15 protein-coding genes are annotated in these 15104 nt (G+C 60.9%); 5 read left to right on the forward strand and 10 right to left on the reverse strand.

Annotation, left to right across the window (positions count from 1 at the left end):
• Positions 1 to 111: 111 nt before the first annotated feature.
• Positions 112 to 321, reverse strand: coding sequence for a cold-shock protein (locus ACP7C6_RS15615; RefSeq protein ID WP_003219353.1), 210 nt, complete (start codon positions 319 to 321; stop codon positions 112 to 114).
• 182 nt (positions 322 to 503) lie between these two features.
• Here ACP7C6_RS15615 and plsB point away from each other — a divergent pair, with 182 nt between their 5' ends.
• Genes plsB through ACP7C6_RS15630 form a run of 3 tightly spaced genes read left to right on the forward strand, consistent with a single transcriptional unit; the run spans position 504 to position 4206 of the window.
• Positions 504 to 3023, forward strand: a complete 2520-nt coding sequence (plsB, locus tag ACP7C6_RS15620) for a glycerol-3-phosphate 1-O-acyltransferase PlsB (RefSeq protein WP_028619139.1) — start codon at positions 504 to 506, stop codon at positions 3021 to 3023.
• A gap of 51 nt (positions 3024 to 3074) precedes the next feature.
• Positions 3075 to 3476: a YbaY family lipoprotein gene (locus tag ACP7C6_RS15625; protein ID WP_068936960.1), complete on the forward strand. Its 402-nt coding sequence runs from the start codon at positions 3075 to 3077 to the stop codon at positions 3474 to 3476.
• Positions 3477 to 3516: 40 nt separating this feature from the next.
• Positions 3517 to 4206 carry a DUF4197 domain-containing protein gene (locus ACP7C6_RS15630; RefSeq protein ID WP_028619137.1) on the forward strand — a complete coding sequence of 230 codons (690 nt, stop codon included), beginning with the start codon at positions 3517 to 3519 and terminating at the stop codon, positions 4204 to 4206.
• 71 nt (positions 4207 to 4277) lie between these two features.
• On the opposite strand, the gene ACP7C6_RS15635 is transcribed toward ACP7C6_RS15630, so the two are convergent.
• Positions 4278 to 7343 (reverse strand): efflux RND transporter permease subunit, encoded by a 3066-nt coding sequence (locus tag ACP7C6_RS15635; RefSeq protein ID WP_426108961.1) that lies wholly within the window; start codon positions 7341 to 7343, stop codon positions 4278 to 4280.
• Positions 7344 to 7349: 6 nt separating this feature from the next.
• Positions 7350 to 8450: an efflux RND transporter periplasmic adaptor subunit gene (locus tag ACP7C6_RS15640; protein WP_028619135.1), complete on the reverse strand. Its 1101-nt coding sequence runs from the start codon at positions 8448 to 8450 to the stop codon at positions 7350 to 7352.
• A 93-nt stretch (positions 8451 to 8543) separates the two neighbouring features.
• Between ACP7C6_RS15640 and ACP7C6_RS15645 the strand changes: the two genes are divergently transcribed.
• Positions 8544 to 9182, forward strand: coding sequence for a TetR/AcrR family transcriptional regulator (locus ACP7C6_RS15645; RefSeq protein WP_028619134.1), 639 nt, complete (start codon positions 8544 to 8546; stop codon positions 9180 to 9182).
• Here the strand turns inward: ACP7C6_RS15645 and ACP7C6_RS15650 are convergent, their stop codons facing one another.
• Positions 9183 to 9965, reverse strand: a complete 783-nt coding sequence (locus tag ACP7C6_RS15650; protein ID WP_028619133.1) for a class I SAM-dependent methyltransferase — start codon at positions 9963 to 9965, stop codon at positions 9183 to 9185.
• A 96-nt stretch (positions 9966 to 10061) separates the two neighbouring features.
• Between ACP7C6_RS15650 and ACP7C6_RS15655 the strand changes: the two genes are divergently transcribed.
• Positions 10062 to 10682, forward strand: a complete 621-nt coding sequence (locus ACP7C6_RS15655; RefSeq protein ID WP_236320467.1) for an energy transducer TonB — start codon at positions 10062 to 10064, stop codon at positions 10680 to 10682.
• A 3-nt stretch (positions 10683 to 10685) separates the two neighbouring features.
• Here the strand turns inward: ACP7C6_RS15655 and ACP7C6_RS15660 are convergent, their stop codons facing one another.
• The 6 genes from ACP7C6_RS15660 to adk form a co-directional block, all read right to left on the reverse strand.
• Entirely contained in the window at positions 10686 to 11366 is a 681-nt protein-coding gene (locus tag ACP7C6_RS15660; RefSeq protein ID WP_268964325.1) for an extensin family protein, read from the reverse strand.
• A 21-nt stretch (positions 11367 to 11387) separates the two neighbouring features.
• Entirely contained in the window at positions 11388 to 12215 is an 828-nt protein-coding gene (locus tag ACP7C6_RS15665; RefSeq protein ID WP_028619130.1) for an isocitrate lyase/PEP mutase family protein, read from the reverse strand.
• Between the two features lie 27 nt (positions 12216 to 12242).
• A complete protein-coding gene (locus ACP7C6_RS15670; RefSeq protein WP_311894863.1) occupies positions 12243 to 13103 on the reverse strand; it encodes a DUF72 domain-containing protein in 861 nt (286 codons plus the stop codon).
• A complete protein-coding gene (locus ACP7C6_RS15675) occupies positions 13103 to 13393 on the reverse strand; it encodes a hypothetical protein (RefSeq protein ID WP_016979856.1) in 291 nt (96 codons plus the stop codon). The genes ACP7C6_RS15670 and ACP7C6_RS15675 overlap by 1 nt, the downstream gene beginning before the upstream one ends.
• Positions 13394 to 13553: 160 nt before the next feature.
• The gene (gene tsaB / locus ACP7C6_RS15680) at positions 13554 to 14240 is read right to left on the reverse strand and encodes a tRNA (adenosine(37)-N6)-threonylcarbamoyltransferase complex dimerization subunit type 1 TsaB (RefSeq protein ID WP_068936967.1); all 687 of its coding nucleotides are present in this window, start codon (positions 14238 to 14240) and stop codon (positions 13554 to 13556) included.
• A gap of 90 nt (positions 14241 to 14330) precedes the next feature.
• Positions 14331 to 14978, reverse strand: a complete 648-nt coding sequence (adk, locus tag ACP7C6_RS15685; protein ID WP_426108962.1) for an adenylate kinase — start codon at positions 14976 to 14978, stop codon at positions 14331 to 14333.
• Positions 14979 to 15104: the final 126 nt, after the last annotated feature.

Below are 15104 nucleotides of genomic sequence, written 5' to 3' on the forward strand. Positions count from 1 at the left end.
TGGGGGGTTGGTGGTTGGGGGGGGGGGGGGTGCCCCCGGGGGGGGGGGCCCCCCCCCCCCGGGGGGGGCCACCCCCGCTCACCACAGCAAGCTCGGTCCCACATCTCGGCCTTACAGGCCGACCACATCCTCCGCCTGCAACCCCTTCTCGCCGGTCACCACGGCGTATTCCACTTGCTGGCCCTCAGCCAGAGAGCGGTGGCCCTCACCGCGAATGGCACGGTAGTGCACAAACACATCCTTGCCGTCTTCGCGCTGGATAAAGCCATAACCCTTTGCATCGTTGAACCACTTCACATTGCCGGTTTCACGCGTTGCCATCTGTCTTACTCCCACATGCATTTTTATTGTTGAGTCGCTCGCATTGAACTGCCGAGTATAAGACAGGCTCAAAAACGATCAACTCAAGTTTACATCGCTGCTTTTTTGCCGATTTTCGGCGAATACGGCACACTACCCGCCCGAGCGCCTGCTCGGTTTTTTCCACTTGAAGCAGCACGCCTATGACCCGTTCCCCGTTCCGCCGTCTAGTGTTCGGCACCTTGCGCCGACTGTTGTACCTCTGGGTCCGCTCGGAGACGATCAACCAGTCGTCCCTGACCCTTAACCTGGACCGCAGCCGGCCGGTGTTCTACGTCCTGCAATCGCCCTCCCTCACCGAATTGGCCGTGGTCGACGCCGAGTGCACCAAAGCTGGCCTGCCGCGCCCGGTGCTGCCGGTATCGGTAGGCCCCTTGATGGAACCGGCGGCGTTCTTCTACCTCACGCCGGAACCGGACTGGCTCGGCCGCCAGGACAAGCGCGGCGCGCCGCCCACATTGACGCGTCTGGTCAACACCCTCACCGAACACGCCGAAGAGAATGCACAAATCATTCCGGTCAGCGTGTTCTGGGGCCAGTCCCCCGAGAGCGAATCCAGCCCGTGGAAGCTGTTGTTTGCCGACAGCTGGGCCGTCACCGGGCGTCTGCGCCGGCTGTTGAGCATTCTGATCCTCGGTCGCAAGACCCGGGTGCAATTCTCTGCGCCTATCAACCTGCGTGAATTGATCGAGCACAATAAAGGCCACGAACGTACCGTGCGCATGGCTCAACGCATCCTGCGCGTGCACTTTCGTAACCTGAAGACGGCGGTGATCGGTCCCGATTTGTCCCACCGCCGCAACCTGGTGAAGGGCCTGGTCAACATGCCGCTGGTGCGCCAAGCCATTGCCGATGAGGCCGAACGGGAGAAGATCAGCCCGGAGAAAGCCAAGGCCCAGGCCCTGCGCTACGGCAACGAGATCGCCTCGGACTACACCTACACGGCGATCCGCTTCCTCGAAGTGGTACTGAGCTGGTTCTGGAACAAGATCTACGACGGCATCAAGGTCAATAACATCGAAGGTGTGCAAAAGGTTGCCCAGGGTTACGAGGTGATCTACGTGCCTTGTCACCGCAGCCACATCGACTATCTGTTGCTGTCCTACCTGTTGTTCAAGAATGGCCTGACCCCGCCGCACATCGCCGCCGGAATCAACCTGAACATGCCGGTGATTGGCAGCCTGCTGCGCCGTGGCGGTGCGTTTTTCATGCGCCGCACCTTCAAGGGCAACCCGCTGTACACCTCAGTGTTCAACGAATACCTGCACACCTTGTTCACCAAGGGCTTTCCGGTGGAGTACTTCGTCGAAGGCGGACGTTCGCGTACCGGACGCATGTTGCAGCCGAAGACCGGGATGCTGGCGATCACCCTACGCAGCTTCTTGCGCTCCTCACGCATGCCGATCGTGTTTGTGCCGGTGTATATCGGCTATGAGCGCGTACTCGAAGGCCGCACCTACCTGGGCGAGTTGCGCGGCGCGAGCAAGAAGAAAGAGTCGATCTTCGATATTTTCAAAGTGGTCGGCGCGCTCAAACAGCGCTTTGGTCAGGTCGCGGTCAACTTCGGCGAGCCGATCAAACTGGCCGAGTTCCTCGACAGCGAGCAACCGGATTGGCGTGCCCAAGAACTGGGTCCGAACTACAAGCCGGCCTGGCTCAACGAAACCACCAACCGCCTCGGCGAACAGGTGGCACGCCACTTGAACGAAGCCGCTGCGGTCAACCCGGTAAACCTCGTGGCCCTGGCATTGCTGTCCACCACCCGCCTGGCCTTGGACGAACAAGCCATGGCGCGCCAGTTGGACCTGTACCTGGCGTTGCTGCGCCGCGTGCCCTACTCGCCTCACACCACCTTGCCCGAAGGCGATGGCCTGGCGCTGATCAAGCATGTGAAGGACATGGACCTGCTGTCGGAGCAGAGTGATGCCCTGGGCAAGATTCTGTACCTGGACGAGCAGAACGCCGTCCTGATGACCTATTACCGCAACAACGTTTTGCATATCTTTGCCCTGCCGGCGCTGCTGGCGAGCTTCTTCCAGAGCAGCTCACGGATGAGCCGCGACCAGATCCTGCGTTACACCCACGCGTTGTACCCGTACCTGCAATCGGAACTGTTCATTCGTTGGTCGCTGGAAGAGCTGGACACGGTAATCGACCAATGGCTGGAGGCCTTTGTCGAACAGGGCCTGCTGCGTTTCGAAAACAATGTCTACCTGCGTCCGGCGCCGAGTTCGCGGCACTTTGTGCTGTTGACCTTGCTGTCCAAGAGCATTGCCCAGACCCTGCAACGCTTCTACATGGCGATTTCGCTGCTGCTCAACAGCGGCCAGAGCAGCATCAGCGCCGAAGAACTGGAAGACCTGTGCACGATCATGGCCCAGCGCCTGTCGATCCTGCATGGCCTCAACGCCCCGGAATTCTTCGACAAGAGCCTTTTCCGACATTTCATCCAGACCTTGCTGGAGCAAGATGTGCTGCGCCGCGACGAGGCCGGCAAACTGAGCTATCACGACCTGCTCGGCGAACTGGCCGAAGGCGCGGCGAAACGCGTGCTGCCGGCGGAGATTCGCTTGTCGATCCGCCAAGTGGCGTTGCATCGCGTGGATGGCGCCGCCGAAGCACCCGTCGAACCCGACGCCACTGCACCTGAAGAAACCCGCTAGATTTAAAGAGGCGCCGGATGGATTCCGGCGCCGTTGAAAAGGAGCAACACCATGAAAAAGATCATCCTCCTGGGCCTGACCGCCCTGCTCGGAGCTTGCCAATCCATGAGCCCTGCCCCCAAAGCCAGCCTCGACGGCGAAGTGTTCTACCTGCAACGCATCGCCCTGCCGCCCACCGCGACCTTGAGCGTCAGCCTGCAAGACGTGTCGCTGATGGATGCTCCGGCCGTGACCCTGGCTGAGCAGAAAGGCCCGGTCAAAGGCCAGGTGCCACTGCCGTTTCACCTGAGCTATGACCCCGCGCAAATCAAACCTGGCCACACTTATTCGGTGAACGCTCGCATCGAAGTGGATGGCAAGCTACTGTTTATCACCACCGAAAGGCACGCTGTGCAGCTCAATGGCCAGGACGCGCAACCCCTGCGCCTGCGGGTTGATGCTGTCGCCCACTGATAGTCTCCAGAACTTAAGCCAGATCAAAAAGGAAGCGCCCATGCTCCGTAATTCCCTTCGTTTTACTGCCCTGTGTGCCGGCCTGCTGTTCGGTGCCAACGCCATGGCCCTGGACTTGAGCAGCCTGTCCCAGGGCGACGCCAGTGGCGGCCTCAAGGACGCCCTGACCCAAGGCGCGCAGATCGCCGTGAAGCAACTGGGCGTACCGGGTGGTTTCAGCAACAACCCGGAAGTGAAGATCGGTCTGCCCGGCAAGTTGGGCAAAGTCGCCGACAAACTGAAGATGTTCGGCATGGGTGACCAGGTGACCCAGTTGGAAACCAGCATGAACAAGGCCGCCGAAACCGCCGTGACCCAGGCCCAACCAATCCTCGTAAATGCCGTGAAAAACATGAGCGTGACAGACGCCAAGGGCATTCTCAGTGGTGGTCAGGACTCGGCCACCCAGTACCTGAACAAAAGCAGCCGCGAGCAAATCCGCGCCAAGTTCCTGCCGATCGTCAAAGCGGCGACCGACAAGGTCGGCGTCGCCCAACAATATAACGCCCTGGCCGGCAAGGCCGCGGCCTTTGGCGCTGTGGACGCCAAGAGCGCGAACGTCGAGAACTACGTGACCGAGCAGGCCCTGGACGGGTTGTTCAAGATGATTGCGAAGCAGGAAGAAACCATTCGTGAGAACCCGGCGGCTGCGGCCACCAGCCTGGCGAAGAAGGTGTTCGGGGCGCTGTAAACCCTTGGCAACACCTTTGGAACACTGCGCCAAGGCCGCTTGTACCGGGCCTTGGCGTAATTGTTTCAGGCTTACGCCAGTTCCTTCCTGACTCTGAACCATGCCGCGTACAACGCCGGCAGGAACAACAACGTCAGCGCCGTCGCCACAATCAACCCGCCCATGATCGCCACGGCCATCGGCCCGAAGAACACGCTGCGTGACAGCGGGATCATCGCCAGCACCGCCGCGAGGGCTGTCAGCACAATCGGGCGGAAGCGTCGGACGGTGGCTTCGATAATTGCCTGCCATGGCGCCAGGCCCGCCTTGATGTCCTGTTCGATCTGGTCCACCAGGATCACCGAGTTGCGCATGATCATCCCCGACAAGGCGATGGTGCCGAGCATGGCCACAAACCCGAAGGGTTGGCGGAATACCAACAGGAACAGCGTCACGCCGATCAGGCCCAGCGGCGCCGTCAGAAACACCATCGCCGTGCGTGAGAAACTGCGCAGTTGCAGCATCAGCAACGTCAGCACCACCACGATGAACAACGGCACGCCGGCTTTTACCGAGTTCTGCCCACGGGCGGAGTCTTCGACCGTGCCGCCGACGTCCAGCAAGTAACCATCCGGCAGCTCGGCGCGTACGCCTTCCAGGGTCGGCAGGATTTGCTGGACCAGGGTCGCCGGTTGTTCCTTTCCGTAGATATCGGCGCGCACGGTCACCGTTGGCAGGCGGTTGCGGTGCCAGATGATGCCTTCTTCGAAGCCGTACTCCAGGGTGGCGATCTGCGACAGCGCCACGCTTTTGCCGTTGTCGGTAGGCACCGCCAGGCTTGGCAGCAACGACAGCTCGGTGCGTTCATGCACGGTGCCGCGCAGGAGGATTTCGATCAACTCGTTGTCCTCTCGGTACTGGCTGACGCTGGAACCGGTCAACGAGCTCTGCAGGAATTTCGACAGGTTGGCCGTGCTCACGCCAAGGGCACGGGCGCGGTCCTGATCGATATTGAGGTAGACGATCTTGCTCGGCTCTTCCCAGTCCAGGTGCACGTTGACCACGTGGGTATTTTCGCGAACCTTTGCCGCGACTTTCCGAGCCAGGGCGCGGACTTCTTCGATATGTTCGCCGGTCACGCGAAACTGCACCGGATAGCCCACAGGCGGGCCGTTCTCCAGGCGCGTAACCCGTGAGCGCAGGTCAGGGAATTGTTCGTTGAGCGTTTCGATCAGCCAGGTGCGCAGGCTTTCGCGCTCCTCAATGGTTTTGGCCAGCACGACAAACTGGGCAAAGCTGGCGGCCGGCAGTTGTTGGTCAAGCGGCAGGTAGAAGCGCGGTGAACCGGTGCCGACATAGGCCACGTAGTTGTCGATGCCCGCGTGCTCCTTGAGCAAGGCTTCCAGGCGTTTAACCTGGTCGGCGGTGTTGCTCAAGGACGCCCCTTCGGCCAGCTTCAGATCGACCATCAGCTCCAGGCGGCCGGAAGCCGGGAAGAACTGTTGCGGCACAAAACGGAACAGCGCCACCGAGCCGATAAACAGCAGCAGGGTCAGGACAATCACGGTTTTGCGCCGACGCACGCACCACTCCACCAAGCGTCTTACGCGCTGATAGAAAGGTGTGCCGTAGGGATCCGGACCATCGGTGCCGTGCTTGGCTGCATGAATCTTCGCCAGGTCCGGCAAGAGTTTTTCCCCCAGGTAGGGCACGAACACAACTGCAGCCACCCAGGAGGCGAGCAACGCAATGGTCACTACCTGGAAAATCGAACGGGTGTATTCGCCGGTACTCGATTGCGCGGTGGCAATCGGCAGGAAGCCTGCTGCGGTGATCAGCGTACCGGTGAGCATGGGGAATGCGGTGCTGGTCCAGGCAAAGCTGGCGGCCTTGAGCCGGTCGTAACCCTGCTCCATTTTGATCGCCATCATCTCCACAGCGATGATTGCGTCGTCCACCAGCAAACCCAGCGCCAGCACCAAGGCACCGAGGGAAATCTTGTGCAGACCAATACCGAGGTAATACATGGCGGCAAAGGTCATCGCCAGCACCAGCGGAATCGCCAGGGCCACCACCATGCCGGTACGCACGCCAAGGGAGAAGAAACTCACCAGCAACACGATGGCCAAGGCTTCGGCCAGTACCTGCACGAATTCGCCGACGCTGGTTTTCACCGCCGCCGGTTGGTCTGACACCTTACGCAGCTCCATACCGGCTGGAAGGTTCTTCTGCAGGCGTGCGAATTCTCCTTCCAGGGCTTTGCCCAGTACTAGGATGTCGCCACCGTCACGCATAGCCACGGCCAGGCCGATCGCGTCTTCACCCATGTAACGCATGCGCGGTGCCGGCGGGTCGTTGAAGCCACGGTGTATGTCGGCTACGTCGCCGATGCGGAAGGTACGGTCGCCCACGCGAATCGGAAAGTTGCGGATCTCTTCCACGGTCTTGAAGTTACCCGATACGCGCAGTTGCACGCGTTCGCTCGGGGTTTCAAAGAACCCGGCAGTGGAGACTGCGTTCTGCTCCTGCAACGCCAGCTGTACCGCTGCCAGCGGCAAACCGAGGGTCGCCAGCTTGAGGTTGGACAGTTCGATCCAGATCTTCTCGTCCTGCAGGCCCAGCAACTCGACCTTGCCCACATCCGCCACGCGCTGCAGTTGAATCTGGATGCGGTCGGCGTAGTCCTTGAGCACCGCGTAGTCAAAACCATCACCGGTCAAGGCGTAGATATTGCCGAAGGTGGTGCCGAATTCATCGTTGAAGAACGGACCCTGGATATCCGGTGGCAAGGTCTGGCGGATATCGCTGATCTTCTTGCGCACCTGATACCACAGCTCAGGAATCTGCGCCGAATGCATGGAGTCACGGGCGATAAAGGTGACCTGAGATTCACCGGGACGCGAGAACGAGACGATGCGCTCGTACTCACCGGTTTCCATGAGTTTTTTCTCGATACGCTCGGTGACTTGCCGCGAGACTTCCTGGGCCGTGGCGCCAGGCCAGTTGGTCTTGATCACCATGGCCTTGAAGGTGAACGGCGGGTCTTCACTTTGTCCCAGTTTGGAGTAGGACAAAGTGCCAACCACTGCCAGCAGAATCATCAGGAACAGGACGATCTGACGATTACGCAACGCCCATTCGGAAAGATTGAAACCCATCGGGGACTACTCCTTGACCGCCAGATTCACCACACGGTTGGAGCGATCCACCGGGCGCACTTGCTGGCCCTCGTGAAGCACATGTACACCGGCAGCAATAACCCAATCCGTAGGGCTCAAACCTTCGAGTACCGGGACGGTTTTTTCACCGAAGGCACCGATGCGTACCGGTGTGCGCTTGAGGGTGTTGTCGGGTTGTACACGCCAGACGTAAGACGCTCCGTTCTCTGCGCTGAGAGCCGACAGTGGGACCGAGAGCGGAATATCGCCGTCGACCTGTATGAATACACGTGCGCTCTGGCCCAGTTCGGCTGGGACCTTGCCCCCAGTGAATGCCACGCGGGCAGCAAACGTACGCGACTTTGGATCGGCGGCCGGCGACAGTTCACGAATGCGACCACTGAAGCGCTGGTCGGGCTGGCTCCACAGTTCGACCGATACGGGCTGGCCGATCTTGAAACGGCCAAAACCTTGCTCGGGCAGGCTGATCAGCACTTCGCGCTCGCCATCGGTAGCCAGGGTGAACACGGTCTGGCCGGCGGACACCACCTGCCCGACTTCCACCGCACGCTTGGCCACCACGCCATCCTGTGGCGCACGCAGTACCGCATAGCCGGCCTGGTTGCTGGCCACATCGAACTCGGCCTTGATCTGCTTGAGACGGGCCTCACCGGATCGATAGAGATTTTCGGAATTGTCGTACTGGGAGCGGCTGACCATCTGACGGTCCATCAGGGTCTTGTAACGGTCACGCTCGGCGCGCACCAGGCTCAGATTGGCCTCGGCGGCGGCGACTTGGGCACGGGTGGCTTCCAATTGCAGGCGCACATCTTGCGGGTCGAGTTCGGCCAGCGCTTGGTTGGCCTTGACCCGCTCGCCCTCTTCCACCAACCGCTTGCTGACTTTGCCACCGATGCGAAAGGCCAGGTCCGGTTCATAACGGGCGCGCACTTCACCGGGGTAGCTGTCCATCGACTGTGCAGAAGGCTGTGGCTGCACCACCATGGCCGGACGGATGGTGGTCTGGGCCGCTTCTTCATGGCCGCATCCGGCCAACAGGAAGACCAGACTGACAGGCAACGCAAAGGGCAGGAAAGAACTGCGCATGCTGTAGGACCTTTCGCAAATGGAGCTAAGAATAATTATACTGGCCGGTATGTTATTAATACCAAACTCACCAGTCCAGTATTAAAGGTGAAAATGTCCGACAATCCCGTAAACACCAATAGCCCCGGGCGCCCCAAGGACATGGCAAAACGCCAGGCAATCCTCGAAGCAGCGAAAATCCTGTTTTTGAGCAATGGCTACGCCAGTACCAGCATGGATGCCGTGGCCCTTGAGGCCGGCGTGTCGAAACTGACCGTGTACAGCCACTTCAACGATAAAGAGACCTTGTTCACCGCCGCGGTGGTGGCCAAGTGCGAAGAACAACTGCCGGTGATGTACTTCGAGTTGCCTGCGGGCATGCCCGTGGAGACTGTGTTGCTGAATATCGCGCGGGGGTTCCATCGTCTGATCAACAGTGAGGAGTCGGTCAACCTGCATCGCCTGATGATGACCACCGGCAATCAGGACGTGAAACTCTCGCAGATCTTCTTCGAGGCCGGCCCCATGCGCATGCTGCAGGGCATGGAGCGCCTGCTCGGCAAGATCGACCAGAGCGGCGCGCTGAGCATCGACAAGCCCTTTACGGCGGCCGAGCATTTCTTCTGCCTGCTCAAGGGCACGGCTAATTTCTGCTTGCTATATGGCTGCGGCGGGCAACTGAGTGAAGAAGCCGCCGAAGAACATGTGCAGGAGGTAGTGGGGTTGTTTATGCGGGCCTACAGGCCTTCATGATCAAGGCTTGAGCGCCTTCTTTGGGTAGATGTCATAGCGACTGGATTTGCCATCCAGCGCATGACTCGGCTTGGGCCCTTCAATGCATGGCGCCTTGCGCGGGCGCTTGACTACCACACGGTGGCTGGCCAGGGCCAGGGCGGCGGCCAACAGCGCCGGTGCGTCTGGATCATCCCCCACCAGTGGCCGGAACAGGCGCATTTCCTTCTTCACCAAGGCGGTTTTCTCACGGTGCGGGAACATCGGGTCGAGGTAGATCACTTGGGGCGGCTCACCTTCCCAGTTGCGCATCACGTCGATGGAGTTGCCCTTGAGCAGCACCATGCGCGCCACGATCGGCGCCACCTCAAAATCATCCGCGCCACGTGCCAGACCGTCTTCGAGCAAGGCGCCGATCAGCGGCTGGCGCTCGATCAGGCTCATCTCGCAGCCCAGGCTGGCCAGCACGAAGGCGTCCTTGCCCAGGCCGGCCGTGGCATCCAGCACCCGGGGGCGAACGCCTTGGGCGATGCCCACGGCCTTGGCGATCATCTGCCCGCTGCCACCGCCGTAAAGACGCCGATGCGCCGCGCCACCTTCGACAAAGTCCACCCGCACCGGCCCCGGCGCGTCAGGCCCGAGCTGTTGCAGCTGTAGGCCGTGCTCCCCCACTTGCAGGGAAAAGTCCGCATCGGCTACATGCATCGGCAAATCGAGCAGTGACGCCCACTGCTCGGCGCGGCCCTGGAAACCCTCGCCCAAGGCCTCGACCTGGATGCGGCTGGCAGCTGGTTGTTCGCTCATCAATTACTACGCTCAAAAATATTAAGGATCGGCAAACGGCGGCCGATAAAAACAACAGTCAGGTATTTTGCCAGAGCTGAGCGTCGACCGAGAAAAATGTCAGACATTCTTCCCCTAACCATCGGTGTACTGCCGACCCACAACCACTACGGCCTGCGCAACACTCAAGCGCTGGCTGGAGTGAGTCATGTGTGGCAGGACTTCTTCGCCCGTGCGTTGGCCGAACAGCTCGGCGATGCGCCGGACGCGCTGGCAGTGCAGGCGCCGGCACCGGCGGACCCAGCGGTAGAGCCCCGCGCCGGCGCCGACCTGTTATCGCAGATCCTCACCCAGCGTGAGTGCGACGTGAAAGACACCGAAATCGCCCCCCCAGAACCGCTGTTCCTGCCAATCGCCGAGTTCGAAACCGAGCTGTTGCCACCGGCCGCAACGCCGTTCCCGCAAGAAGAAATCGTCGCCCAGCAGCGCCAGCAGAACTTCGAAAGCGGTTGGGTCCGCCCGATTGTACTCACCGCCGGCGCACCGCTGCCAGAGCCAGGCCCGGCGCCGGAGCCACGCCCACTGCACCTGCCCATCGCCGAATTCGAACTGGACCTGCTGCCGCCAGCCGCCACGCCGTACCCGACCGAAGAGCTGGTCGCGCAGCAAAAAGCGCTCGACTTCGACTACTACTGGGCGCGCCCGCTGGTCACCCAGAATCTGCGCCTGGCCGCCTGATGCTCAGCGACACACCCACCAACGCCCCATATCCAGATGGAAATGGTTGCGGTGCGCGGCGTTGTAATCCGGGCTCAGCACCACGTTGAAATCATCGCAGGCACTGTCGCGGACCTGACGCAGGAACCGCGCCTTATCGTCCTCCCCCGGCCAATCCTTGAGCACGCTGATACTGCGCCCGTCCGCCAGGCGAAAACCGGCGATGTCCAATGCATTGGCCGACGCATGCTGGCTGAGTCGCCCTTCGACGCGGTTGTACATATTGCGGCAGGCAAAGCTGCCCAGATGCTCGACCCGCGTCACCGCCTGGCCGAACACCGCTTGGGCCGCCGGCTGCAGGCTGTGGCGCTCGAACAGGGCGAACGCCACAGCCAGCGGGCAACTGGCGAGAAAACTGCTGCTCAGGCCAACTGCGGCACCCTGAACGCGCAAGGTGTTGCGCAGCGGACACGCCGCATCAGCGGGCGTATCGGCTTGATGGCTGACGCGCAGGCCCGAGGTCTCCAGCACTTGGTCGCACAACGCCGGGTCATCCTGCAGGCGACCCAGCTTATAGCGGGTCAATAGGTTCGGGCTGGCGCGCACATCCAGCGGGGCCCACGGGTTCCAATCGGCCGGCAGCGGCACCCAACCACGCCAGACGCCAACGGCAAAGGCGCCGGCCAGGATCAGCAGCACGCCCATCAACTTGAAAAAACGCACCCCTTAGCCCTTGAAGAACTGGTTGGCCTGGCTAAATGGCATCTTACGTTCGGTAAAGGTGAACGTGCCCAGTTCGTACACTTCCTGGGCCGCACGATAGAACTCGCCATAGGCAGCCAACGCCAGAGCCGAGCCGACGCTGATCCGCCGCACACCCATCGCGCTGAGTTGCGCGACGCTGAGGTTCAAGCCGCCGGACATCAATACGTTCACCGGCTTGGGCGCCACCGCCTTGACCACCGCCAGCACTTCCTCGGCACTGCGCAGGGCCGGCGCATACAGCACGTCGGCACCGGCTTCGGCGTAGGCTTGCAGGCGGCGGATGGTGTCGGGCAAATCCAGGCGACCATGCAGGAGGTTTTCCGCACGGGCCGTCAGGGTGAACGGGAATGGCAGGCTGCGCGCGGCAGTCACCGCGGCTTCTACACGCTCGACGGACAGGTCGAAAGGATAGATCGGGTCAGCGGCAATGCCCGTGGCGTCTTCAATGGAACCGCCGACAATACCCGTAGCGGCAGCACGCAGGATGGTCTGGGCGCAGCCTTCGGGAGTGTCGCTGAAGCCGTTTTCCAGGTCCGCCGCCACCGGCAACGCCGTGGCATTGGCAATCATGCCGGCGTTGATCAAGGTGTCTTCCAGGGACAACGCCCCTTCCGCATCCGGGCGCGCCAGGCTGAACGCGTAGCCCGCACTGGTGGTGGCGAGGGCTTCAAACCCCAGGCTGGCCAGCATCACGGCAGAGCCTGCATCCCACGGGTTAGGCATCACGAACGCGCGGTCACGTTCGTGCAAGGCCTTGAAGGTTTCGGCGCGAAGGGTTTGGGCATCCATGTCTGGCTCCTGGCGGGAAAAGGAGCCCTAGAGTAACCCCAGTTGCTCCACGGCGGGAGCACGATCCAAGGTCGGCAGCGGCGGCAGACCCGGCAGGCGCGCCATCAACTGGTCGTGGAAACGCAGGGCCAGTTGTGCCGCGAGGCGATTATCCGAGGTGTGCAGGAACACGTAGGGGGTGCGGCCTTCTTCGATCCACCCGGCGACTTTTTCCACCCACGGCACCAGGAATGGGTCGTTGGCTTCCAGTTCGGGATGACCGATAAAACGCACTTGGGGAAACTGCGTCAGGGCCGCCGGCCGGGTTGGCACCTTGGGCTTTTTCGATTGGGCGTGCAGCACGGCGGCTGACGTGGACGTGCAACTGAACAACGCGCGCGGGTCCAGGCAGATGCGCTCCACGCCCCGGTCCCGTAACAAGCGGTTAAGCATGCGCTCGGCGTCGCCTTTGGCGAAGAATTCCGCATGACGCACTTCCACCGCCATGGGCCGCTCAAGGCCATCAATGAAGCCTGCCAACTCCCCCAGACGCTGTGGTGTGAACGTCGCGGGCAGTTGCAACCATAGCGGGGATACGCGCGCTCCCAGGGGACTCATCAAGCCCACAAAGCTTTCCGCAGCCGGCAGCTGCTCAATCAGGTTGCCACTGTGGCTGATATCACCGGGAAACTTGGCCGTGAAACGAAAATCGTCGGGCATGATTTCAGCCCAGCGTTGCACCGTGGCGGCCGAGGGTCGTGCATAGAACGTGGTGTTGCCCTCAACGGCGTTGAAGACCTGGGAGTAGAGCGCGAGGTAGTCGCTGGAACGGGCATCGGCGGGGTACAGGTACTCGCGCCAGGCGTTTTCACTCCAGGACGGGCAACCGAGGTAGTAAGGGAGGCGCATCAGATGTGGATGTCGAGGCCCAGCACTTCCATATCCCATTCGACAAAACCGGCGGTGGTCAGGTAGCTGGCCAGGGCGGTTGCGACGCTTTTGCTCATGGAGCGCGGGAAGACCATGTCTTGCTGACGGGCGGGAAGACCACTGATACGGGCTTGAGCGTTGGCCTGTGCGTCGGACTGGACCTCGATGAAGTCTGGCGAATCCTCGACGGACTCGTCTACCGTAACGTTTGCCTTACGTGGCTTGCGCTTGATTGGGTAGGACTGTGAGGAAAAGCCATCAATACGCATGGGCGCGAACTCGCTATCGGTAATGGCATTTTGGCAGCACTGTCCGTAGTGCGCAAATGCTCTGGTGATAACTAGAACACATAATTTGAAAAAGGTTTAAAACGGGGGGCAAATTCTGACGATTGGTGAATTTAGCCCCATATTGCCATCATTTTTGACGTCAAATAATCCCGCGCTCGGCCTTGGTCTGCGCCACTTTATCGCGCAGGTAAACAGGTGCTGCCTGATCCGCAGGGATCGCTTCCCCACGTTCAAAAGCAAACCGCGCCAAGGCCAATAGATCTTCAGCGTGGGGCAACATCGCCGCGTCTCTCCCAACCAATGGCACAGCGATGCGCTCACCATAGCCCCAACCGGTGCCGGCACCGAACCAGTCACCGCTGGCATCACCCGGCAATACAGATGATTCAGGCGGCTGCACAGTTTCCACACCCACCAGGCGCATCTCGCCTGCCGTTTCGCGGTAGCAGCCCCAATACACTTCATCCATGCGCGCATCGATAGCCGCCGCAACCTGATGAACGCCATGTTCACGCAAGGCGCGCTGGGCCAGAACGGCCAGGTTGGACACCGGCAATACCGGGCGTTCCAGCGCAAATGCCAGGCCCTGCACCACACCGATGGCAATACGCACACCGGTAAACGCACCCGGACCACGGCCGAAGGCGATGGCATCCACCGCAGCCAGCGTAGTGCCGGCGTCTTCCAGCAGTTGCTTGATCATCGGCAACAGCTTCTGCGCATGCAGACGCGGGATCACCTCGTAGTGGCTCGTTACCTTGCCATCATGCAGCAGGGCAACGGAGCAAGCTTCAGTCGCGGTGTCCAGGGCCAGCAGGGTGCTCATCGGTGTGGGTGTCCAAGTCGAAAAAAAGTGCGCCAGTATAAACAACAACGGCCCGCAAGCGGGCCGTTATCCGTGAAGCCAGTCGAGGGATCAGCTCAGTGCTTGCAGCACTTTGGCAGTGATCGCTTCAACCGAGCCAATGCCAGGAATGTGGCTGTACTTCGGCTTGCCTTGGGCAGCGGACAGCTTCTGGTAGAAGTCCACCAGCGGCTTGGTCTGGGAATGGTAGACCGACAGGCGATGACGCACGGTTTCTTCGGTGTCGTCTTTACGCTGCACCAGGTCTTCGCCGGTCACATCGTCCTTGCCTTCCACTTTAGGCGGGTTGTAGACAGTGTGGTACACGCGGCCGGAGGCTTCGTGAACGCGACGGCCGGCAATGCGCTGGACGATCTCTTCATCTTCCACCGCGATTTCAACCACCGCATCCAGCTCAACGCCGGCCTTCACCAGGGCTTCAGCCTGGGGAATGGTGCGTGGGAAGCCGTCGAACAGGAAACCGTTCTTGCAGTCTTCCTGGCTGATGCGTTCCTTGACCAGGTTGATGATCAAGTCATCGGACACCAGGCCACCGCTGTCCATCACGCTCTTGGCGATCAGGCCCAGCTCGGTGCCAGCCTTGACGGCCGCACGCAGCATATCGCCGGTGGAGATTTGTGGAATGCCGAATTTTTCAGTGATGAACTTTGCCTGAGTACCTTTACCGGCCCCGGGAGCTCCCAGCAGAATGACGCGCATTGATGTGCTCCTCAATTTTTTATAGAGATGACGCTCGGATTCGCCGCAGGGGGCCAATCGCGTAAAAATAGAATTCGGGCCGCCCAAACGGCCAAAGGCTGATCAAGATACACAGCAGGCCTTAAC

It is taken from the genome of Pseudomonas sp. TWR1-1-4, assembly GCF_049897165.1.
In the GTDB taxonomy this organism is placed as follows: domain Bacteria; phylum Pseudomonadota; class Gammaproteobacteria; order Pseudomonadales; family Pseudomonadaceae; genus Aquipseudomonas; species Aquipseudomonas canadensis.

Excerpts from the sequence above, each read along its gene's own strand:
- ACP7C6_RS15615 (WP_003219353.1), bottom strand. The coding sequence starts at position 321 with ATGGCAACGCGTGAAACCGGCAATGTGAAGTGGTTCAACGATGCAAAG.
- plsB (WP_028619139.1), top strand. The coding sequence starts at position 504 with ATGACCCGTTCCCCGTTCCGCCGTCTAGTGTTCGGCACCTTGCGCCGA.
- ACP7C6_RS15625 (WP_068936960.1), top strand. The coding sequence starts at position 3,075 with ATGAAAAAGATCATCCTCCTGGGCCTGACCGCCCTGCTCGGAGCTTGC.
- ACP7C6_RS15630 (WP_028619137.1), top strand. The coding sequence starts at position 3,517 with ATGCTCCGTAATTCCCTTCGTTTTACTGCCCTGTGTGCCGGCCTGCTG.
- ACP7C6_RS15635 (WP_426108961.1), bottom strand. The coding sequence starts at position 7,343 with ATGGGTTTCAATCTTTCCGAATGGGCGTTGCGTAATCGTCAGATCGTC.
- ACP7C6_RS15640 (WP_028619135.1), bottom strand. The coding sequence starts at position 8,450 with ATGCGCAGTTCTTTCCTGCCCTTTGCGTTGCCTGTCAGTCTGGTCTTC.
- ACP7C6_RS15645 (WP_028619134.1), top strand. The coding sequence starts at position 8,544 with ATGTCCGACAATCCCGTAAACACCAATAGCCCCGGGCGCCCCAAGGAC.
- ACP7C6_RS15650 (WP_028619133.1), bottom strand. The coding sequence starts at position 9,965 with ATGAGCGAACAACCAGCTGCCAGCCGCATCCAGGTCGAGGCCTTGGGC.
- ACP7C6_RS15655 (WP_236320467.1), top strand. The coding sequence starts at position 10,062 with ATGTCAGACATTCTTCCCCTAACCATCGGTGTACTGCCGACCCACAAC.
- ACP7C6_RS15660 (WP_268964325.1), bottom strand. The coding sequence starts at position 11,366 with ATGGGCGTGCTGCTGATCCTGGCCGGCGCCTTTGCCGTTGGCGTCTGG.
- ACP7C6_RS15665 (WP_028619130.1), bottom strand. The coding sequence starts at position 12,215 with ATGGATGCCCAAACCCTTCGCGCCGAAACCTTCAAGGCCTTGCACGAA.
- ACP7C6_RS15670 (WP_311894863.1), bottom strand. The coding sequence starts at position 13,103 with ATGCGCCTCCCTTACTACCTCGGTTGCCCGTCCTGGAGTGAAAACGCC.
- ACP7C6_RS15675 (WP_016979856.1), bottom strand. The coding sequence starts at position 13,393 with ATGCGTATTGATGGCTTTTCCTCACAGTCCTACCCAATCAAGCGCAAG.
- tsaB (WP_068936967.1), bottom strand. The coding sequence starts at position 14,240 with ATGAGCACCCTGCTGGCCCTGGACACCGCGACTGAAGCTTGCTCCGTT.
- adk (WP_426108962.1), bottom strand. The coding sequence starts at position 14,978 with ATGCGCGTCATTCTGCTGGGAGCTCCCGGGGCCGGTAAAGGTACTCAG.